Annotated in this window: 18 protein-coding genes; 10 read left to right on the top strand and 8 right to left on the bottom strand. The window is 64.4% G+C overall.

All coding sequences use genetic code 11. From position 1 onward, the window contains the following. Positions 1 to 37: 37 nt before the first annotated feature. On the bottom strand, positions 38 to 1603 hold the full coding sequence (locus RR51_RS20880; protein WP_039614571.1) for a glycoside hydrolase family 17 protein: 1566 nt from the start codon (positions 1601 to 1603) through the stop codon (positions 38 to 40). A 197-nt stretch (positions 1604 to 1800) separates the two neighbouring features. Here RR51_RS20880 and RR51_RS20875 point away from each other — a divergent pair, with 197 nt between their 5' ends. The 3 genes from RR51_RS20875 to RR51_RS20865 all read left to right on the top strand — a co-directional run bounded on the left by RR51_RS20875 (position 1801) and on the right by RR51_RS20865 (position 4876). Next, on the top strand, positions 1801 to 2661 hold the full coding sequence (locus tag RR51_RS20875) for a glycine betaine ABC transporter substrate-binding protein (RefSeq protein WP_013971431.1): 861 nt from the start codon (positions 1801 to 1803) through the stop codon (positions 2659 to 2661). 242 nt (positions 2662 to 2903) lie between these two features. After that, positions 2904 to 3215: a DUF485 domain-containing protein gene (locus RR51_RS20870; protein WP_003260090.1), complete on the top strand. Its 312-nt coding sequence runs from the start codon at positions 2904 to 2906 to the stop codon at positions 3213 to 3215. Further along, positions 3212 to 4876, top strand: coding sequence for a cation acetate symporter (locus RR51_RS20865; protein ID WP_013971432.1), 1665 nt, complete (start codon positions 3212 to 3214; stop codon positions 4874 to 4876). Before RR51_RS20870 ends, RR51_RS20865 begins: the two co-directional genes overlap by 4 nt. 55 nt (positions 4877 to 4931) lie before the next feature. On the opposite strand, the gene RR51_RS28695 is transcribed toward RR51_RS20865, so the two are convergent. After that, positions 4932 to 5084 carry a DUF3309 family protein gene (locus RR51_RS28695; RefSeq protein ID WP_039614570.1) on the bottom strand — a complete coding sequence of 51 codons (153 nt, stop codon included), beginning with the start codon at positions 5082 to 5084 and terminating at the stop codon, positions 4932 to 4934. A 312-nt stretch (positions 5085 to 5396) separates the two neighbouring features. Between RR51_RS28695 and RR51_RS20855 the strand changes: the two genes are divergently transcribed. Together RR51_RS20855 and csrA are read left to right on the top strand one after the other, a co-directional pair. Continuing rightward, positions 5397 to 6206 carry an SDR family oxidoreductase gene (locus tag RR51_RS20855; RefSeq protein WP_039614569.1) on the top strand — a complete coding sequence of 270 codons (810 nt, stop codon included), beginning with the start codon at positions 5397 to 5399 and terminating at the stop codon, positions 6204 to 6206. 120 nt (positions 6207 to 6326) lie between these two features. After that, positions 6327 to 6515: a carbon storage regulator CsrA gene (csrA, locus tag RR51_RS20850; protein WP_003259056.1), complete on the top strand. Its 189-nt coding sequence runs from the start codon at positions 6327 to 6329 to the stop codon at positions 6513 to 6515. Between the two features lie 114 nt (positions 6516 to 6629). Here csrA and RR51_RS20845 read toward each other — a convergent pair whose 3' ends face one another. The 5 genes from RR51_RS20845 to mnmC form a co-directional block, all read right to left on the bottom strand. Beyond that, positions 6630 to 6857, bottom strand: coding sequence for a YheU family protein (locus tag RR51_RS20845; RefSeq protein ID WP_013971435.1), 228 nt, complete (start codon positions 6855 to 6857; stop codon positions 6630 to 6632). A gap of 82 nt (positions 6858 to 6939) precedes the next feature. Continuing rightward, positions 6940 to 8124: an osmoprotectant NAGGN system M42 family peptidase gene (locus RR51_RS20840; RefSeq protein ID WP_013971436.1), complete on the bottom strand. Its 1185-nt coding sequence runs from the start codon at positions 8122 to 8124 to the stop codon at positions 6940 to 6942. 128 nt (positions 8125 to 8252) lie between these two features. Then, complete coding sequence (gene ngg / locus RR51_RS20835) at positions 8253 to 9998, bottom strand: N-acetylglutaminylglutamine synthetase (RefSeq protein WP_039614568.1); 1746 nt, start codon at positions 9996 to 9998, stop codon at positions 8253 to 8255. Positions 9999 to 10001: 3 nt separating this feature from the next. After that, positions 10002 to 11789, bottom strand: a complete 1788-nt coding sequence (locus tag RR51_RS20830) for an N-acetylglutaminylglutamine amidotransferase (RefSeq protein ID WP_013971438.1) — start codon at positions 11787 to 11789, stop codon at positions 10002 to 10004. A gap of 152 nt (positions 11790 to 11941) precedes the next feature. Further along, positions 11942 to 13906: a bifunctional tRNA (5-methylaminomethyl-2-thiouridine)(34)-methyltransferase MnmD/FAD-dependent 5-carboxymethylaminomethyl-2-thiouridine(34) oxidoreductase MnmC gene (gene mnmC, locus RR51_RS20825; RefSeq protein WP_039614567.1), complete on the bottom strand. Its 1965-nt coding sequence runs from the start codon at positions 13904 to 13906 to the stop codon at positions 11942 to 11944. Between the two features lie 153 nt (positions 13907 to 14059). Here mnmC and pap point away from each other — a divergent pair, with 153 nt between their 5' ends. Beyond that, positions 14060 to 15553, top strand: a complete 1494-nt coding sequence (pap, locus tag RR51_RS20820) for a polyphosphate:AMP phosphotransferase (protein WP_013971440.1) — start codon at positions 14060 to 14062, stop codon at positions 15551 to 15553. A 253-nt stretch (positions 15554 to 15806) separates the two neighbouring features. After that, complete coding sequence (locus RR51_RS20815; protein WP_039614566.1) at positions 15807 to 16769, top strand: DMT family transporter; 963 nt, start codon at positions 15807 to 15809, stop codon at positions 16767 to 16769. A gap of 123 nt (positions 16770 to 16892) precedes the next feature. Here RR51_RS20815 and RR51_RS20810 read toward each other — a convergent pair whose 3' ends face one another. Next, positions 16893 to 18287, bottom strand: a complete 1395-nt coding sequence (locus RR51_RS20810; RefSeq protein WP_013971442.1) for a class II fumarate hydratase — start codon at positions 18285 to 18287, stop codon at positions 16893 to 16895. A gap of 155 nt (positions 18288 to 18442) precedes the next feature. Here RR51_RS20810 and RR51_RS20805 point away from each other — a divergent pair, with 155 nt between their 5' ends. From RR51_RS20805 to trhO, 3 genes are all read left to right on the top strand, one after another. Beyond that, entirely contained in the window at positions 18443 to 18967 is a 525-nt protein-coding gene (locus tag RR51_RS20805) for a DUF2059 domain-containing protein (protein ID WP_003259051.1), read from the top strand. 10 nt (positions 18968 to 18977) lie between these two features. After that, positions 18978 to 19274 (top strand): BolA family protein, encoded by a 297-nt coding sequence (locus tag RR51_RS20800; protein WP_003252644.1) that lies wholly within the window; start codon positions 18978 to 18980, stop codon positions 19272 to 19274. A gap of 226 nt (positions 19275 to 19500) precedes the next feature. Continuing rightward, complete coding sequence (trhO, locus tag RR51_RS20795) at positions 19501 to 20433, top strand: oxygen-dependent tRNA uridine(34) hydroxylase TrhO (RefSeq protein ID WP_013971443.1); 933 nt, start codon at positions 19501 to 19503, stop codon at positions 20431 to 20433.

Here is a 20433-nt window from a genome sequence, read left to right as displayed (position 1 = left end):
CTTGCCTGCGATGGAGCGCGAAGCGGTCCCAAGGATATCAGGCCGGGCGCAGCCGCAAGCTCCGCCACAAAGCCGCGGTCATCAGCACACTCACCCCGGCCCACCCCCAGGCCTGTTGGTTCTCCAACCCTTCCACAAACAACTGCGGCGCCACCCCGGCACCGACGATGAACGCCAGTAACGCTGCCTCTGCACGCCGCGCCCGCACCGGCCACACTGCAAACACCAGCGCCGGCAACGCCAACGCTGCGCTGGGGAAGCTGCGGTAGCGTGGGTCGAACACCATCGCCAGCATGCTCACCGCCGCGGCAAAACCCGCCGCCAGCAACAGCCAGCCGGCCCGCGCCTGCAACCAGGCATACAGGCGCTCGCGCCAGCCCGCGCGCCGTGCCAGGGCCAGCACGGCATGGGCCAGCACCAACAGGTTCAGCCCTGCCAGCAGCACCGCCCACAGCCACTCCCCGGCAAAGCGCGCATGGGTGCGCATCAGCTCGCCCCAAAGCCCCAGGCAGCCTGCCCCAAACGCTGCCAGCAACGGCAGCAGCATGGCTGCCGTCGGGGTGGCAGGGCGCCCGGCAAGCATCAGCATCAGCACCATCAGCACGGCACTGGCCAGCAACCACTGCGGCCAGTAAGGCAGGTTGCTCACCGGCCCTTCGAGTATGCCCTTGTCCTGCCGGTCGGCATCGTAAAGCCCCCAGTAACCACCAACCGCCCCCTCATTGGCGCGCTTCCATGGCTGGTCGAACGCCTCGATCAGGTTGTAGTGCCAGCCGTTGCTTTCGGCCATGGCCACGAACCCGCGAATGAAACGCGCCTCGTTGACCCGGCTGGGCTGTGCGGTTTCGCGCTGGCGGCCTTCGCTGGGCCAGCCGGTTTCACCGATCAGAATGTCCTTCGGCGCGAAGCGCGTGCCGAACACCCGGCGCACATCGGCGACGTGGGCCAGGGCTTCGTCGATGCCCCGCGGGTCGTCTTCCCAGTAAGGCAGCAAGTGGATAGTCAGGAAGTCCACCGCAGGCGCTACCTGCGGGTGCTGCAACCAGAATTCCCACACATCGGCGTAGGTTACCGGCACCTTGACCTGGCTTTTCACCCGGGCGATCAGCGTGGCCAGGTGTGCGCCGGTCACCTCCTTGCGTAGCAGCGTCTCGTTGCCGACGATCACCGCGCTGACCACGTCGGGGTTGGCATTGGCGGCGGCGATCAGTAGCTCGATTTCTTTCTCGGTGTCGGCCGGGTGGGCGTTGACCCAGGCACCCAGCATCACCTTCAGGCCATGCTTGCGTGCCAGCGCCGGGATTGCTTCAAGACCGGTCTGGGAATAGGTGCGGATGCACTGGAAACGCTCGGCCAGCAACGCCAGGTCGGCATCCATGCGGGCCGGGCGCAGGCGCAACGGCTGGTCGTAGGGCGACTGGTCCTTGTCGAACGGGGTATACGAGGCGCATTGCAGCTTGTGCGTCGGGCTGGCCGCATCCGGCAGTTGCACCGGCTTGCCAAGCCCGTACCAGAGCCCTCCGAGCCCGAGCAGGGCGAGCAGGCAGGCAAGCAGGTACAACGGCAGCAGCAGGCGGGTAGAACTGGGCATCGGGCGGTCCATCGTCAGGCGCAAAAGGGTAGATAGTAGCCCGGCGCCAAACTTTTGGCATGCAAGGATCGCGCAGGGCGGCATAGGCCGATGGCGCTAATGGCATAGTGCTGTCGCATATGGGGCGGATATAGGTCGTAGCTGGAGCAGGTCGACTATTGTTGCAGGACGATGATGCAAATTCCGAGACCTGACGAGGGGATGCTTTGATGGCTGCTAATACAAAAATGCGACGTTTCCTGGGTGTGGGCACCGCCATGGTACTGGCCATGAGTGCGGCACAGGCAATGGCCAAAGAAGTCAGCATTGGTTACGTGGATGGTTGGGCTGACAGCGTGGCGACCACCAACGTGGCTGCCGAAGTGATCAAGCAGAAGCTCGGCTACGACGTGAAGTTGCAGGCCGTGGCCACCGGGATCATGTGGCAGGGCGTAGCCACCGGCAAGCTCGATGCCATGTTGTCGGCCTGGTTGCCGGTAACCCATGGCGAGTACTGGGCCAAGAACAAGGACAACGTGGTCGACTACGGCCCGAACTTCAAGGACGCCAAGATTGGCCTGATCGTCCCTGAGTACGTCAAGGCGGTGAGCATCGCCGACCTCAAGACCGATGACACCTTCAAGCAGAAGATCGTCGGCATCGACGCCGGCTCCGGCGTAATGCTCAAGACCGACCAGGCAATCAAGGACTACGACCTGACCGGTTACAAGCTGCAGGCCAGTTCCGGCGCGGCGATGACAGCAGAACTGGGCCGTGCCTATGCCAAGCAGCAGTCGATTGCGGTGACCGGCTGGGTACCGCACTGGATGTTCGCCAAGTGGAAGCTGAAGTTCCTCGAAGACCCGAAAGGCGTGTATGGCGCCGCGGAAACCGTGAACAGCATCGGCAGCAAGGAACTGGCCACCAAGGCCCCGGAAGTGGCGGAGTTCCTGAAGAAGTTCAACTGGCAGTCGAAGGACGAGATCGGCGAAGTGATGCTGGCTATCCAGGAAGGCGCCAAGCCTGAAGCGGCGGCCAAGGACTGGGTGGCCAAGCATCCTGACCGCGTGAAGGAGTGGACTGGCAAGTAACAACCTGTCAGGGCCAGTTTTGCTGCTTCGCGGGTGAACCCGCTCCCACAGGGATATCACTGCCTTCCGGGCTGGTGATACCCCTGTGGGAGCGGGTTTACCCGCGAATGGGCCATCACTTTGTTACGCAACCGGTAAAACACCGTTGCATCTAAGACTAAGGTCGTCTGGTTGGCGTCCGATAGCCGCATAAAGTAAGGGTCGTGGGTTCCACCCCTATCTGTGCTGCTAGGACAAAAACAATGAACGACAGCATTTACCTCTCGATACAAAACAGCCCCCGCTTCAAGGAGCTGGTCACCAAACGCGAACGGTTCGCCTGGATTCTCTCGGCGATCATGCTCGGCCTGTACTGCGCCTTCATCCTCCTGATCGCCTACGGTCCTCAGATTCTGGGCACCAAGCTCAGCCCTGAGTCGTCGATTACCTGGGGCATCCCCCTGGGCGTCGGCCTGATCGTCTCGGCATTCGTCCTGACCGCCATCTACGTACGCCGCGCCAACGGCGAATTCGATGAGCTGAACAAGGCCATCCTGAAGGAGGCGCAACAATGATTCGCCACGCCAAAGCCCTGGCCGTATTGGCCTGCGGAGCCTTCGCACCCGCCGTGTGGGCCGCCGATGCCCTGACCGGCGAGGTGCAGAAGCAACCGCTGAACGTCTCCGCGATCGCCATGTTCGTGGCCTTCGTCGCCTTCACCCTCGGTATCACCTACTGGGCCTCCAAGCGCAACAAGTCGGCGTCGGACTACTACGCCGCCGGGGGCAAGATCACCGGCTTCCAGAACGGCCTGGCGATTGCTGGTGACTACATGTCGGCCGCCTCGTTCCTGGGTATTTCCGCACTTGTATTCACCTCTGGCTACGATGGCTTGATCTATTCGATCGGCTTCCTGGTCGGCTGGCCGATCATCCTCTTCCTGATCGCCGAACGCCTGCGCAACCTGGGCAAGTACACCTTCGCCGACGTGGCCTCGTACCGCCTTGGGCAGAAGGAGATCCGCACCCTGTCGGCCTCCGGTTCGCTGGTGGTGGTGGCGTTCTACCTGATCGCGCAGATGGTCGGTGCCGGCAAGCTGATCGAGCTGCTGTTCGGCCTGGACTACCACGTGGCGGTGATCCTGGTGGGTATCCTGATGTGCCTGTATGTACTGTTCGGCGGCATGCTGGCCACTACCTGGGTACAGATCATCAAGGCCGTGTTGCTGCTGTCCGGTGCCAGCTTCATGGCGCTGATGGTGATGAAACACGTAGGCTTCGACTTCAATACCCTGTTCTCCGAGGCAATCAAGGTGCACGCCAAGGGCGAGGCGATCATGAGCCCGGGCGGCCTGGTCAAGGACCCGATCTCGGCATTCTCGCTGGGCCTGGCGTTGATGTTCGGTACCGCCGGCCTGCCGCACATCCTGATGCGCTTCTTCACCGTCAGTGACGCCAAGGAAGCGCGCAAGAGCGTGCTGTACGCCACCGGCTTCATCGGCTACTTCTACATCCTCACCTTCATTATCGGCTTTGGCGCCATCCTGCTGGTCAGCACCAACCCGGACTTCAAGGACGCCGCTGGCGCCCTGCTGGGTGGCAACAACATGGCAGCGGTGCACCTGGCCAACGCCGTGGGTGGCAGCGTGTTCCTCGGCTTCATCTCGGCTGTTGCCTTCGCCACCATCCTGGCGGTGGTCGCCGGCCTGACCCTGGCCGGTGCCTCAGCGGTGTCCCATGACCTGTACGCCAGTGTATGGCGCAAGGGCAAGGCCAACGACAAGGACGAGATCCGCGTGTCGAAGATCACCACCGTCGCCCTGGGCGTACTGGCGATCGGCCTGGGTATCCTGTTCGAGAAGCAGAACATCGCCTTCATGGTCGGCCTGGCGTTCTCCATCGCGGCCAGCTGCAACTTCCCGGTACTGCTGCTCTCGATGTACTGGAAAAAGCTGACCACCCGCGGCGCCATGATCGGCGGCTGGCTGGGCCTGGTGAGCGCGGTGACGCTGATGATCCTCGGCCCGACCATCTGGGTACAGATCCTCGGCCACGAGAAGCCGATCTACCCGTACGAGTACCCGGCGCTGTTCTCGATGCTGATCGCCTTCGTCGGTATCTGGTTCTTCTCGGTCACCGACAAGTCCAAGGCTGCCGAAGACGAACGTGCGCTGTTCTTCCCGCAGTTCGTGCGTTCGCAGACTGGCCTGGGCGCTTCGGGTGCTGTTTCGCACTGATCCTTCCGGCAATGAAAAAACCGCGCCTCGGCGCGGTTTTTTTGTGTTTTCGCTGCTAGATCATGCCTAGTAGCAACAAAACCAGCAGAACTACCAGCACGATGCCGATGATGCCAGACGGGCCATAGCCCCAGCTGCGCGAGTGCGGGAAGACCGGTAAGCCACCAATCAGCAGAAGGATCAGGATGATGATGAGAATCGTGCTCATGACGGAGTCCTTGCGTGGTTGAGGGTCAAGGGCCTCGGACTGCTGGCCTCTTGTAAATAAGGACTGGTGGTGAGTGTCAAAGATTCCATTTGAATGGTTGCCAGTACCGGCCTCTTCGCGGGTAAACCCGCTCCCACAGGGACAGCGCAACCCTCAGGCTTGTGGTGATCCTGTGGGAGCGGGTTTACCCGCGAAGAGGCCGGTACTGACCACACAATCATGCCCCTCCATTCACTACCTTGATGAACCCTGCCTGCCCCCCAGGCCTTGATTAGACTGGTTGCACAACCCATCAGAACAAGGCCAGCCACCATGCAAAACCGCATCATGATCACCGGCGCCGGGTCCGGCCTCGGTCGCGAGATCGCCCTGCGCTGGGCGCGCGAGGGCTGGCGCCTGGCGCTGGCCGATGTCAACGAAGCCGGCCTGCGCGAAACCCTGGAGCTGGCCCGCGCAGCCGGTGGCGATGGCTTTGCCCAGCGTTGCGACGTGCGCGACTACAGCCAGCTCACCGCCCTGGCCCAGGCCTGCAGCGAGCAGTTCGGTGGTATCGATGTGATCGTCAACAACGCCGGCGTTGCTTCGGGCGGGTTCTTCGCCGAACTGTCGCTGGAGGACTGGGACTGGCAGATCGCGGTAAACCTGATGGGCGTGGTCAAGGGCTGCAAGGCCTTTCTGCCGCTGCTGGAGCGCAGCAAGGGGCGGATCATCAACATCGCCTCGATGGCTGCGCTGATGCAGGGCCCGGGCATGAGCAACTACAACGTGGCCAAGGCCGGCGTACTGGCCCTGTCGGAAAGCCTGCTGGTCGAGCTACGCGAACTGGAAGTGGCGGTGCACGTGGTGTGCCCGTCTTTTTTCCAGACCAACCTGCTGGACTCGTTCCGCGGGCCGAACCCGGCGATGAAAGCCCAGGTCGGCAAGCTGCTTGAAGGCTCGCCGATCAATGCGGCGGACATCGCCGAATACATCCACCGGCAGGTTGCCGCTGGTGAGTTCCTGATCCTGCCCCATGAGGCCGGGCGCCAGGCCTGGCAACTGAAGCGTCATGCACCTGAGCGGCTGTATGACGAGATGGCTGAGATGGCGGTGAAAATGCGGGCCAAGGCTCGGTCGCGATGATTCGTCTGTAAGGAAAGTTACCGGCAGATGTAGGGTGCTTCTGAATCACGGCAGAACTATTGAGTAGCCCTATGCCGTCAAGGCAGGCTCCGGTTTTCCCTTTCGCTGGAGGAACGGAGCATGCTGGTAATAGGGCGCGAAGTGGGAGAGATCATCGTGATTGGTGATGACATTCGGATCATGGTCGTGGAAACGCGGGACGGGATGGTGCGTTTTGGCGTGGATGCACCGCGGCAGGTACCGGTGCATCGGGCCGAGGTGTACAAGCGCATCAAGGAAGGGCAGCAGGCCAAAGCCCGCAGGGTTTGATGTTGCCTGTGCCGGCCTCTTCGCGGGCACGCCCGCTCCCACAGGTACTGCACCGCCCTCAAGACTTGTGAAATGCCTGTGGGAGCGGGCGAGCCCGCGAAGAGGTCAGACCTGTTAGTCGAGCAGCTCGCGGGGCACATCATGCTTGGCCAGCAACTGGCACTGCTGGCTTTCCGGGTCGAACAGGATGAACGCCTGGCCCTTGGCCAATGCCTGGCGCACCCGCAGCACTCGGGTTTCCAGCGGGGTGTCGTCGCCGTTGTCGGTACCGTCGCGGGTGACGAAGTCCTCGATCAGGCGGGTCAGGGTTTCGGCTTGCAGTTGGTCGTAGGGGATCAGCATGGTGGCGTTGCCTAGGGTGTTGGTGGGGGCATGCTACGCGAAACATTCGGGATTTTGGGGCTGCAACACAGCCCCCATGGCCTCAAGCCTTGTTGCCAACCAGGCTATCCACCGCCGGCACCCGCGTATCGCTCTCCATCTGTGCATCATGTTCCAGCTGGTGGCTGAAGCGCTCCAACGACGCATTGGCCGGCTGCGAATCACTGGCAAACACCGGCGGGCTCAGCAGGTACGCCGACAACAAGCGGCTCAACGCCGCCAGGCTGTCTATGTGTGTTCGCTCGTAGCCATGGGTGGCATCGCAACCAAAGGCTACCAGCGCGGTACGAATATCGTGCCCCGCCGTCACTGCCGAATGGGCATCGCTGAAGTAGTAGCGGAACAGATCGCGCCGCACCGGCAGGTCGTGGTCGCCGGCCAGTTTCAGCAGGTGCCGGGACAGGTGGTAGTCGTAAGGCCCCGACGAGTCCTGCATGGCCACGCTCACTGCATGTTCGCTGGAGGCCTGCCCAGGCGCCACCGGGGCGATGTCGATGCCGACGAACTCGCTGACGTCCCAGGGCAGGGCGCCAGCCGCTCCCGAGCCGGTCTCTTCGGTGATGGTGAACAGCGGGTGGCAGTCGATCAACGGTTGGCGGCCGCTTTCCACCACGGCTTTCAGCGCCGCCAGCAGCGCTGCCACGCCGGCCTTGTCGTCCAGGTGGCGGGCGCTGATGTGGCCGCTTTCGGTGAATTCGGGCAGCGGGTCGAAGGCAACGAAATCACCGATGCTTACACCCAGCGCCTCGCAGTCGGCGCGGGTGGCGCAGTAGGCGTCCAGGCGTACCTCAACGTGCTCCCAGCTGACCGGCATCTGGTCGATGGCGGTGTTGAAGGCATGCCCGCTGGCCATCAGCGGCAGCACGCTGCCCCGGTATACGCCGGTGTCGGTGAATACGCTGACCCGGCTGCCTTCGGCGAAGCGGCTGGACCAGCAACCGACCGGCGCCAGGGCCAGGCGGCCGTTGTCCTGCAACTGGCGCACGCTGGCGCCGATGGTGTCCAGGTGAGCGGACACGGCGCGGTCGGGTGAGGTTTGCCGGCCCTTGAGGGTAGCGCGGATGGTGCCGCGGCGGGTCAGCTCGAAAGGGATGCCCAGTTCGTCCAGGCGCTCGGCCACGTAGCGCACGATGGTGTCGGTGAAACCGGTGGGGCTGGGGATGGCGAGCATCTCCAGCAGCACGCGCTTGAGGTAGTCGAGATCAGGTTCGGGATGTCGGTCGGACATGGTTGGGGACTCCTTACTCCTGTGCCGGCCTCTTCGCGGGTAAACCCGCTCCCACAGGGCCCCCACAGAGCCCGAGTGCAGCACCGTACCTGTGGGAGCGGGTTTACCCGCGAAGAGGCCAGCAGCGGTTACGGCAAAGGCCGGCTATGCGGAAACAGCAGATCGATAAAACGCTCGGCGGTCGGTTGCGGTTCATGGTTGGCCAAGCCGGCACGCTCGTTGGCCTCGATGATCACGTACTCCGGTTGCCCGGCATCACGCACCATGAAGTCCAGCCCCACCACCGGGATCTCCAGCGCCCGTGCAGCGCGCACGGCGGCGTCGGCCAGCACCGGGTGCAGGCGTTCGGTCACGTCTTCCAAGGTGCCGCCGGTGTGCAGGTTGGCGGTGCGTCGCACGGCCAGGCGCTGGCCGGCGGGCAACACGTCGTCGTAGCCAAAGCCCGCCGCGCGCAGGGTGCGCTCGGTTTCGTCGTCCAGTGGAATGCGGCTTTCGCCACCGGTTGCGGCCTGGCGCCGGCGGCTCTGGGCATCGATCAGCTCGCGGATGCTGTGCTTGCCATCGCCCAGCACTTGCGCTGGGTGGCGGATGGCTGCCGCCACCACTTCATAGCCGATCACCACGATGCGCAGGTCATGCCCGGCATGGAAGCTTTCCAGCAACACGCGGCTGTCGAACTGGCGGGCATGCGCCACGGCTTGGGTGATGTCGTCGATGCAGGTGAGGTTCACCGCCACGCCCTGGCCTTGCTCGCCATCGACCGGCTTGACCACCACCGCGCCATGCTCTTCGAGAAACGCCAGGTTGTCGTCGGCATTGCCGGCCAGCTGCTGCGCCGGCACCTGCAGCCCGGCATTGTGCAAGGCATGTTGGGTAAGGCGCTTGTCCTGGCACAGGGTCATGGTCACGGCGCTGGTCAGGTCGCTGAGCGACTCACGGCAGCGAATGCGGCGCCCGCCCAGGCTGAGGGTGAACAGGCCGCCAGCGGCATCGTCCACTTGTACCTCAATGCCTCGACGCAGCGCTTCGTCGACGATGATGCGTGCGTAGGGGTTGAGGTCGGCTTGAGGCCCCGGCCCCAGAAACAGCTGTTCGTTGATGCCGTTCTTGCGCTTGACCGCGAAGGTCGGCAGGTTGCGAAAACCCAGCTTCTGGTAAAGGCGCTTGGCCTGGCGGTTGTCGTGCAGCACCGACAGGTCCAGGTAGGCCAGGCCGCGGCTCATGAAGTGTTCGATCAGATGGCGCACCAGCACCTCGCCCACGCCAGGGCGGGTGCAGTGCGGGTCTACCGCCAGGCACCAGAGGCTGCTGCCGTGCTCGGGGTCGTCGAACGCCTTGGCGTGGTTCAGGCCCATGACGCTGCCGATCACCGCGCCGCTGTCTTCGTCCTCGGCCAGCCAGTACGCCGGGCCGCCCAGGTGCAGAGGCGTAAGCAGCTCGGCGTCGACCGGCAACATGCCGCGCGCCTGGTACAGGGTGTTTATCGCCTGCCAGTCGCCCGGGTTCTGCGCCCGGCGCACACGAAAGCCGCGGAACACCCGCTGCGCCGGGCGGTAGTCGGTGAACCACAGGCGCAGGGTGTCGGACGGGTCGAGGAACAGTTGCTGCGGGGCCTGGGCCAGCAGCTGCTGCGGCGCGGCCACATACAGGGCGATATCGCGCTCGCCGGGGCGTTCTTCCAGTAGGTCGGCGGCCAGGTCGGCCGGGTTGGGGTAGGTGTGGCCGATCAGCAGCCGGCCCCAGCCGCAATGTACGGCGCGCGGCTGGTCGTGGGGCTGGCTGCCGTCGCCGGCCAGGCGCGCCTGCAGGCGCTCGTAGGACGGCGCCTGGCCGCGCAACAGGCGCTGACCGTAAGCGATTTCATGGGCTTTCATCGGTCAGATTCCTTGTTCGCTCAGCCACAGGTTCAACGCCGCCAGCTGCCACAGCTTGGAGCCGCGTAGCGGTGTCAGCTGGCCGTGCGGGTTGCTCAGCAGGCGGTCGAGCATGGCCGGGTTGAACAGCCCGCGGTCCTGGCTGGGGTCGGTCAGCAGTTCACGTACCCAGCCGAGGGTGGCGCCTTCCAGATGCTTCAGGCCCGGCACCGGGAAGTAGCCCTTCTTGCGGTCGATCACCTCGTGCGGGATCACCCGCCGCGCCGCCTGCTTGAGCACCTGCTTGCCGCCGTCGGGCAGCTTGAAGCGTGCCGGAATGCGTGCCGAAAGCTCCACCAGCCGGTAGTCGAGGAATGGCGTGCGCGCCTCCAGGCCCCAGGCCATGGTCATGTTGTCGACCCGTTTGACCGGGTCGTCGACCAGCATCACCGTGCTGTCCAGGCGCAGCGCCTTGTCTACCGCATCGGGGGCGCCAGGGCGGGCGAAGTGTTCACGGACAAAGTCGCCCGCTGCGTCGCTTTCCAGCAGCCAGGGTGCCTGCACGGTGTCGCGGTACTCGGCGTGGCTGCGATCGAAGAAGGCTTCGCGGTAGGCGGCAAAGGCATCCTCTGCGCCGTCCACCTGCGGGTACCAGTGGTAGCCGGCGAACAGTTCGTCGGCGCCCTGGCCGCTTTGCACCCCCTTGCAGTGCCTGGCCACTTCCCGCGACAGCAGGTAGAAGGCGATGCAGTCATGGCTGACCATGGGTTCGCTCATGGCGCGGAAGGCGGCTGGCAACTGGTCGATGATTTCGTGCTCGGCAATGCGCAGCTGGTGGTGACGGGTGCCGTAGTGCTTGGCGATCAGGTCGGAGTACTGGAACTCGTCGCCGCGTTCGCCACCGGCATCCTCGAAACCGATGGAGAAGGTCGACAGGTCATCCACGCCCACTTCGCGCAGCAGGCCGACCAGCAGGCTGGAATCGACCCCGCCAGACAGCAGTACACCTACGTCCACCGCTGCCCGTTGGCGAATGGCCACGGCGTCGCGGGTGGCGTCGAGCACCCGGGTGGTCCAGCCTTCCAGGTCCAGCTCACGTTCATCGGGGTTGGCGCCGTAGTGCAGCTGCCACCAGGTCTGGCGTTCCACTTCGCCATGACGATCGATGCGCATCCAGGTACCGGGTTCCAGCTTTTGCACGTTGGCCAGCAGGGTGCGTGGCGCCGGCACCACGGCGTGGAAATTCAGGTAGTGGTTGAGTGCCACCGGGTCGAGCATCGGGTCGATGTCACCCCCCTTGAGCAGCGCTGGCAGGGTCGAGGCGAAGCGCAGGCGCTCGCCGTTGCGCGACAGGTACAAGGGCTTTACGCCCAGGCGGTCGCGGGCGAGGAACAGGCGCTGGTTGTCGCGTTCCCAGATGGCCAGGGCGAACATGCCATTGAGCTTGGGCAGCAGGGCCGCGCCCCAGGCGTGGTAGCCCTTCAGCAACACCTCGGTGTCGCCGTCGGACCAGAAGCTGTAGCCCAGGGCCTGCAGCTCCTGGCGCAGTTCGGGGAAGTTGTAGATGGCGCCGTTGAAGGCCAGCGACAGGCCCAGGGTGTTGTCCACCATCGGCTGGGCAGAGCCGTCGGACAGGTCCATGATTTTCAGGCGCCGGTGGCCGAGGGCGATGGGGCCTTGGCTATGGAAGCCCCAGGCATCCGGGCCGCGGGGCGCCAGGTGGTGGGTTATGCGCTCTACCGCAGCCAGGTCGGCTGGGCGAGGGGCTTGGTCGATAGGTGTAAAACGCAACTCTCCTGCTAATCCGCACATAGGTCCTTACCGGTTTTTCCGTTGGGGAGGGGGTGCCCCGGATTAGGGCACCTTAAGGAACTGACCCATGTGGTTTGCGAGAGTTTTAGATCGATCTGTTATATGGGGCTGCTGCGCAGCCCTTCGCGGGCTCGCACAGCGGCCCCAATCTCCTATTTCCCGCGAATCAACCTGCGCAAGGCAAACCGATTCGGGTGGCACGCCTCCGCCACCGCCCGTGGCAACGGCAGCGGTTCCCCGCACACCCACGCCGCCACCAGTTCGCCGCTCAACGGCGCCGTGATCAACCCGCGCGAGCCGTGCCCGCTGTTCACATACAACCCATCCAGCCACGGGCAGGCCACATCCGGCACCTGCCGCGCATCCCGGCCCAGTACTGCATAGGCCTGGGCGAACGCCTGCGCATCCGCCACCGGCCCAACGATCGGCAGGTAATCCGGGCTGGTGCAACGGAACGCTGCACGCCCCTGCAATTGCCCGGGGTCCAGTTCGGTGGTGCCCAGGCGCTGGGCCAGATCGACCGAAATCTCGTCCAGCAATGCCAGGTTGCCCTGGTGCTCGGCTACCGTCGGCGCCAGGTCTGTGCTGTGGAAGTCGAAGCTCGCGCCCAAGGTGTGTTCATCCCCGCGCGGCGGCGCTACATAGCCTTCCGCACACACCACGGTGCGCAGCGCGCGGCTGCTGGGGGTGGCCGGCAGGCGGGTGATCTGCCCGAGGATGCGCTTGAGCGGCAGCTGCGTGCATGGTTCGAAGCGCAGTACGTCGGCGGCACCGGCCAGCACCACCACCGGCGCGCTGGCCAGCAGGTGTTCGCCAGCCCAGGCTTGCCACTGCCCGTCGACCTTGCGCAGCTCGAGCACCTCCTGGTGCGTCAGCAGGCGAATACCCGGGTGCTGCAACTGCTGCTGGCACAGCGCCGGCGGGTGCACCCAGCCACCTTCGGGATAGAACAGCCCGCCAGCCGGCAAGGCCACACCTGCGATGGCTTCGGCTTCTGCACGTTCCAGCGAGTGCAGCAGGCCATGTTCGAAGGCCCCAGCCAGTTTGCACTGGCGTTCGGCTTCCTTGCTGTCGAAGGCCAGTTGCAGCACGCCGCAGGCATCCCAGTCGTGGCCACGTTGCAGGCGCTGCAGCTGGCGCCGGGTGTAACCGAAACCGGCCAGGATCATCTGCGACAACGCCGTGCCATGGGCGGACAACTTGAGGTACAGCACCCCTTGCGGGTTACCCGAAGCTTCCCGAGCCGGCGTGTCGTGGCGTTCCAGCACGGTAACCTGCCAGCCACGCCGTGCCAGGCTGGCGGCAGTGGTGCTGCCGGCGAGCCCGGCGCCTATCACCAGCGCTTCACGCGGCCCTGCAACGGCAGCCGGGCGCGCATACCATGGCGCACCGGGGCTGGGCACAGGGCCGACATAGGCGCCGCTCATCACTTCCCATTTCTTGCCGATGCCCGGCACCTTCTTCATGGCGAAGCCGGCATCGACCAGGCTGCGGCGTACCCAGCCGGTGGTGGTGAAGGTGCCTAGCACCGTGCCCGGGTGTGACAGCCGTGCCAGTTGCGCGAACAGCTCTGGGGTCCACATGTCGGGGTTCTTGGCCGGCGCGAAGCCGTCGAGGAACCACACATCGATCTGCGCATCGAGTTGCGGCAGCTGCTCCAGGACGTCGCCTATCAGCAGGGTGAGGGTGACCCGGCCGTTGTCGAAGGTGAACTGCTGGAAGCCAGGGTGCACCGCCACGTACTGCTCCAGCAGGGGCTGGCTGTAGGCCGCCAGTTCCGGCCACAGGCGTATGGCACGGGCCAGGTCGTCGCGACCGAGGGGGTATTTTTCGACGCTGACGAAATGCAGGCGGGCCTCGGCATGGGCGTGCTGCTCGAACAGTTGCCAGGCGCAGTAGAAATTCATGCCGGTGCCGAACCCGGTTTCGCCGATCACCACGCAGGCGTGCGGGGCGAGGTTGGCAAAGCGTTCGGCCAGACGGGTTTGCCCGAGAAACACGTGCCTGGTTTCTTCGATGCCTTCGTTGACTGCGAAATAGACGTCGTCGTATTGCCGCGAATGGGGGCGGCCCTGGTCGTCCCAGTCGATCTGGGCGTGCTGGAGGAGGGTGGACATGGTTGGCTCGGTTGCAGCGGATGGGCGGATTTTATGCCATCTGAGGATTTTGCGCTGGCTGTGCCGGCCCTATCGCCGGCACGCCCGCTCCCACAGGTACTGCACAAGCCTTCAAATCCGCTAGTCTTGCTTATCCATTGAAGGAGCCAGTGCATGTTCGAATCCGCAGAAATCGGCCACAGCATCGACAAGGAGGCTTACGACGCCGAGGTACCCGCTTTGCGCGAGGCCCTGCTCGAAGCCCAGTACGAACTCAAGCAGCAGGCGCGCTTCCCGGTGATCGTGCTGATCAACGGTATCGAAGGCGCCGGCAAGGGCGAGACGGTCAAACTGCTGAACGAATGGATGGACCCGCGCATGATCGATGTGCTCACCTTCGACCAGCAGACCGACGAAGAGCTGGCCCGCCCGCCGGCCTGGCGTTACTGGCGGGCCCTGCCACCCAAGGGGCGGATGGGCGTGTTCTTCGGCAACTGGTACAGCCAGATGCTGCAGGGGCGGGTGCACGGGGTGTTCAAGGATGCCGTGCTCGACCAGGCCATCACCGGCGCCGAACGCCTGGAAGAGATGCTGTGCGACGAAGGTGCGCTGATCATCAAGTTCTGGTTCCACCTGTCCAAGAAGCAGATGAAGGCGCGGCTGAAATCGCTCAAGGACGACCCGCTGCACAGCTGGAAGATCAGCCCGCTGGACTGGCAGCAGTCGGAAACCTACGACCGTTTCGTGCGCTTTGGTGAGCGCGTGCTGCGCCGCACCAGCCGCGACTACGCGCCGTGGCATGTCATCGAGGGCGTCGACCCGAACTACCGCAGCCTGGCGGTAGGGCGCATCCTGCTGGAAAGCCTGCAGGCGGCACTGGACAACAACCCCAAAGGCAAGCACCAGGGCAACGTCGCCCCGCTGGGCCGCAGCATCGACCAGCGCAGCCTGCTCGGCGCGCTGGACATGACCCTGCGCCTGGACAAGTCCGACTACCAGGAGCAACTGGTCACCGAGCAGGCCCGCCTGGCCGGCCTGCTGCGCCACAAGCACATGCGCCGGCATGCCCTGGTGGCGGTGTTCGAAGGCAACGACGCTGCCGGCAAGGGCGGTGCCATCCGCCGCGTGGCCGCCGCGCTGGACCCGCGCCAGTACCGCATCGTGCCGATTGCCGCGCCCACTGAAGAAGAACGCGCGCAGCCATACCTGTGGCGGTTCTGGCGGCACATTCCGGCGCGTGGCAAGTTCACCATCTTTGACCGTTCCTGGTATGGCCGGGTGCTGGTGGAGCGTGTGGAAGGCTTCTGCAGCCCCGCCGACTGGATGCGTGCCTACAGCGAGATCAACGATTTCGAGGAACAGCTGGTGAATGCCGGCACGGTGTTGGTCAAGTTCTGGTTGGCGATCGACCAGCAGACCCAGCTGGAGCGTTTCGAAGAGCGCGAGCAGATCCCGTTCAAGCGTTACAAGATCACCGAGGATGACTGGCGCAACCGCGACAAGTGGGACGACTATGTCCAGGCGGTGGGCGACATGGTCGACCGCACCAGCACCGAAATTGCGCCGTGGACGCTGGTGGAGGCCAACGACAAGCGCTGGGCGCGGGTGAAGGTGTTGCGCACCATCAACCAGGCGCTTGAGGCGGCGTTTGCCAGGGACAAGAAATAATCGAAGTTCCTGTTTGCCTGTGCCGGCCTCTTCGCGGGTGAACCCGCTCCCACAGGAATACCACAGGGCTGAATCTTGTGTGATCCTTGTGGGAGCGGGTTTACCCGCGAATAGGCCAGAACAGGCAGCACAACTGCCAAGCCATGCCGCAGAAGAATGACCTGATGAATTCTTTTCCCGGCACCCACCACCGTCCCCGCCCTCCAAGCCCGTAGAATTCAACCACCCCACCACGGGCTCGATCGAGGATTTTATGCACACCATTACCGGCCGCTGGGGCTATGGCCTTTTCCTGGCACTTTTGACGGCGTTGCTCTGGGGCATCCTGCCGATCAAGCTCAAGCAGGTGCTGCAAGTGGTCGACCCGGTCACCGTCACCTGGTACCGCCTGCTGGTCTCCGGCGGCCTGCTGTTCGCCTGGCTGGCCGCCAAGCGCAGGCTGCCTTCCTTCAGCAAGCTGACGCCCAAAGGCAAAGGCCTGGTGTTAGTGGCCGTGCTCGGCCTGATGGGCAACTACGTGCTGTACCTGATTGGCCTGAACCTGCTCAGCCCGGGCACCGCGCAACTGGTCGTGCAGATCGGCCCGGTGCTGTTGCTGGTGGCCAGCGTGTTCGTGTTTCGCGAGCGCTTCAGCCTGGGGCAGGGCGTGGGCCTGCTGATCCTGCTGGCGGGGTTCGGGCTGTTTTTCAACCAGCGCCTGGAAGAGCTGCTGACCTCGCTCGGCACCTATACCACCGGCGTGCTGACCATCCTGCTGGCCACCAGCGTCTGGGTGTTCTATGCGCTCAGCCAGAAGCAGTTGCTGACGGTGTGGCATTCGCAGCAGGTAATGATGGTGATCTACCTCAGTTGCGCCGCGCTGCTGACACCCTGGGCCCACCCGTTGGAGGCGTTGCAGCTGACCCCGGTGCAAGGCTGGTTGTTGCTGGCCTGTTGCCTGAATACCCTGGTGGCCTATGGCGCGTTCGCCGAGGCGCTGGCGCACTGGGAGGCGTCGCGGGTGAGTGCCACGCTGGCGCTGACCCCGCTGGTGACCTTTGTCGCGGTGGCACTGGCGGCGTTGGTCTGGCCTGATTATGTGCACGCCGAGGACATCAATGCCCTGGGCTATGTGGGGGCGGTGACCGTGGTGCTGGGCTCGGCGCTGGTGGCACTGGGGCCTTCGCTGGTGGCCGGGTGGCGCGCCCGCAGGGCGCGGTTGGCCCAGGCTCAATGATCGCCTGTACCGGCCTCTTCGCGGGTGAACCCGCTCCCACAGGGATCCCACAATATTCAGCCTTGTGGTAATCCTGTGGGAGCGGGTTCACCCGCGAAAGGGCCGGTAAAGGCAGTGCACGACTCAGCCCTTGCCCCCCGGAGCCAGCATGTTCTCCGGCCTCACCCACTGGTCGAACTGCTCATTGGTCAGGTACTTCAACTCCAGTGCCGCCTCGCGCAAGGTCTTGCCTTCGCCATAGGCCTTCTTGGCAATTTCTGCCGCCTTGTCATAGCCAATATGCGGGTTCAGTGCCGTCACCAGCATCAACCCCCGCTCCAGGTGTGCCGCCATCTGCTCGGCATCCGGCTCGATGCCCGCCACGCAGTGCTGCTGGAAGTTGCGGCAGCCGTCAGCCAGCAATTCGATCGACTGCAGCAGGTTGTGGATGATCACCGGCTTGAACACGTTCAGTTGCAAATGCCCCTGGCTGGCGGCAAAGCCGATCGCCGCGTCGTTGCCCAGCACCTGACAGGCCAGCATCGACAGCGCCTCGCACTGGGTAGGGTTGACCTTGCCTGGCATGATCGAGCTGCCCGGCTCGTTGGCCGGCAGGCGTACCTCGGCCAACCCGGCGCGCGGGCCGGAACCCAGCAGGCGCAGGTCATTGGCGATTTTCATCAGGGCCACGGCCAGGGTCTTCAGGGCGCCGGCCAGGCTGGTCAGCGGCTCGTGGCCGGCGAGGGCAGCGAACTTGTTCGGCGCAGTGACGAACGGCAGGCCGGACAGCGCCGCCAGCTCGGCGGCGATGGCTTCGGCAAAACCATGCGGGGCGTTGAGCCCGGTACCCACGGCAGTGCCGCCCTGGGCCAGTTCGCACACCGCCGGCAGGGTGGCGCGGATGGCACGCTGGGCGTAGTCGAGCTGCGCGACGAAGGCCGAGACCTCCTGGCCGAAGGTGATCGGCGTGGCGTCCATCATGTGCGTGCGGCCGGTCTTTACCAGCTTGTGGTGGCGTGCCGACAGCTCGGCCAGCCCCGAGGACAGCTCGGCGATGGCCGGCAGCAGCTTGTCGTGCACCGCGTGCGCCGCAGCGATGTGCATGGCGGTGGGGAAGCAGTCGTTGGAGCTCTGCGAGCGGTTGACGTGGTCGTTGGGGTGCACGGGCGCCTTGCCGCCACGGCCCTTGCCGGCCAGTTCATTGGCCCGCCCGGCAATCACTTCGTTGACGTTCATGTTGCTCTGGGTGCCGCTGCCGGTCTGCCAGACCACCAGCGGGAACTGGTCGTCATGCTCGCCGCCCAGCACTTCGTCGGCGGCCTGTTCGATCAGCCGGGCGATGTCGGCCGGCAAGTCGCCGTTGCGGTCGTTGACGCGTGCCGCGGCCTTCTTGATCAGCGCCAGGGCATGCAGCACCGCGATGGGCATGCGTTCCTTGCCAATGGCGAAGTTGATCAGCGAACGCTGGGTCTGCGCACCCCAGTAGGCGTCCTCAGGAACTTCGACCGGGCCCAGGCTGTCTGTCTCGATACGGCTCATTCTGTACTCACTCCCTTGTAGTTCGAAATCGCAGTTTAGGCCCTGATTCGACCGAGCGGTTCCGTCGCTCGTCGTGCCACTTGAGCACATCGCCACCACGGCGCAGAATGCTCTACTCTGAGGTACCCGCCTCCCTCTCTTCTGAAGGAAATGCAATGACCCGTCTCCGTGTCCTTTGTGCCGCCGTTGCCCTGGCTTGCGCCAGCGGCCAGGTACTCGCTGCCACCGCCAGCCACAACGCTGCTGCCGAGAAATTCCTGACCCTGGCCAACGCCGACAAGCTGGGCACCCCGGTGTACATGCAGGTCCAGCAGATGTTCGCCCAGCGTTTCGCCCAGACCAAGGCCCCGGCCACCAAGCAGCCGGTGCTGGAAAGCTACCAGGCCAAGGCCAACGCCGCGCTGGACAACGCCATCGGCTGGAACAAGCTGAAGCCGAAGATGGTCGACCTGTACACCCAGACCTTCACCGAGCAGGAGCTCAAGGACCTGGTCAAGTTCTACGAATCGCCGCTGGGCAAGAAAGTGCTGCGCGAAATGCCCAAGGTCACCCAGCAGTCGGCCCAGCTGACCCAGCAGAGCCTGGAGCCAGCGGTACCGGTGGTGAACAAGCTGCTGGATGACATGACCAAGGAACTGGACCCGAACGCTGGCAAGGCCGCCGCCCCGGCGAAGAAGTGAGTACGTCGCGATGACCATGCAACAGCGTATCGAACAGCAGCTGGCCGCCCTGGCGCCGCAACACCTGCAAGTGCTCAATGAAAGCCACATGCACAGTCGTGGTCAGGAGACCCACTACAAGGCAGTGATCGTCAGTGAGCAGTTTGCCGGGTTGAACAGCGTCAAGCGCCACCAGAAGGTGTACGCCACCATGGGTGAGCTGATGGGCGAGATCCATGCCCTGGCCATTCACACCTACACCGCCGAAGAGTGGGCCAAGGTCGGCGTTGCACCGGCCTCGCCGGTGTGCGCGGGCGGCGGGCACTGAAACCTTGTTGTTGTTCTGGTAGAATCCTGCAAAATCCGGGGGCCGCTTTGCGGCCCATTCGCGGCACAAGGCCGCTCCTACAGGGATAGCGCAGCCCGTCGGCTGGTGCATTCCCCTGTAGGAGCGGCCTTGTGCCGCGAATGGGGCGCAAAGCGCCCCCGCTTTTTTGTCACACTGTCAAACCCGGTCCGCCCCTTACGAGGGCAACCACTGGAGATCCTGCTTCATGTCCCAACCCATCGTCGTCGCGGCGCTGTACAAGTTCGTCACCCTGGAAGACTACGTCGAGCTGCGCGAGCCGCTGCTCAAGACCATGCTCGACAACAACGTCAAGGGCACCCTGCTGCTGGCCCACGAGGGCATCAACGGCACCGTGTCGGCCACCCGCGAAGGCATCGACGGCCTGCTGGCCTGGCTGCGCAACGACCCACGCCTGGCCGATGTCGACCACAAGGAATCGTACTGCGACGAACAGCCGTTCTACCGCACCAAGGTCAAGCTCAAGAAAGAGATCGTAACCCTCGGCGTACCGGGCGTGGACCCGAACCAGGCGGTCGGCACCTACGTCGAGCCCAAGGACTGGAACGCGCTGATCAGCGACCCGGAAGTGCTGCTGATCGACACCCGCAACGACTACGAAGTGGCCATCGGTACCTTCAAGGGCGCCATCGACCCGAAGACCGAAACCTTCCGCGAGTTCCCCGACTACATCAAGGCCAACTTCGACCCCAGCAAGCACAAGAAGGTTGCCATGTTCTGTACCGGCGGTATCCGTTGCGAAAAAGCTTCCAGCTACATGCTCGGTGAAGGCTTCGAGGAGGTCTATCATCTTAAGGGCGGCATCCTGAAATACTTCGAGGAAGTGCCTCAGGAAGAAAGCCTGTGGGACGGCGACTGCTTCGTCTTCGACAACCGCGTCACGGTGCGCCATGACCTGAGCGAAGGCGAGTACGACCAGTGCCACGCCTGCCGTCACCCGATCAACGCAGAGGAGCGCGCGTCCGAGCACTATTCGCCAGGGGTCAGCTGCCCGCATTGCTGGGACACCCTGAGCGAGAAGACCCGGCGTAGCGCCATCGACCGGCAGAAGCAGATCGAGCTGGCCAAGGCCCGCAACCTGCCGCACCCGATCGGTTACAACTACAAAGCCGAGGCTTGA

The sequence above is a fragment of the Pseudomonas sp. C5pp genome (assembly GCF_000814065.1).
Lineage (GTDB): Bacteria > Pseudomonadota > Gammaproteobacteria > Pseudomonadales > Pseudomonadaceae > Aquipseudomonas > Aquipseudomonas asiatica.
Note: the sequence above shows the minus strand (reverse complement) of the source record. Positions and strands in the feature narration are given on the sequence as shown.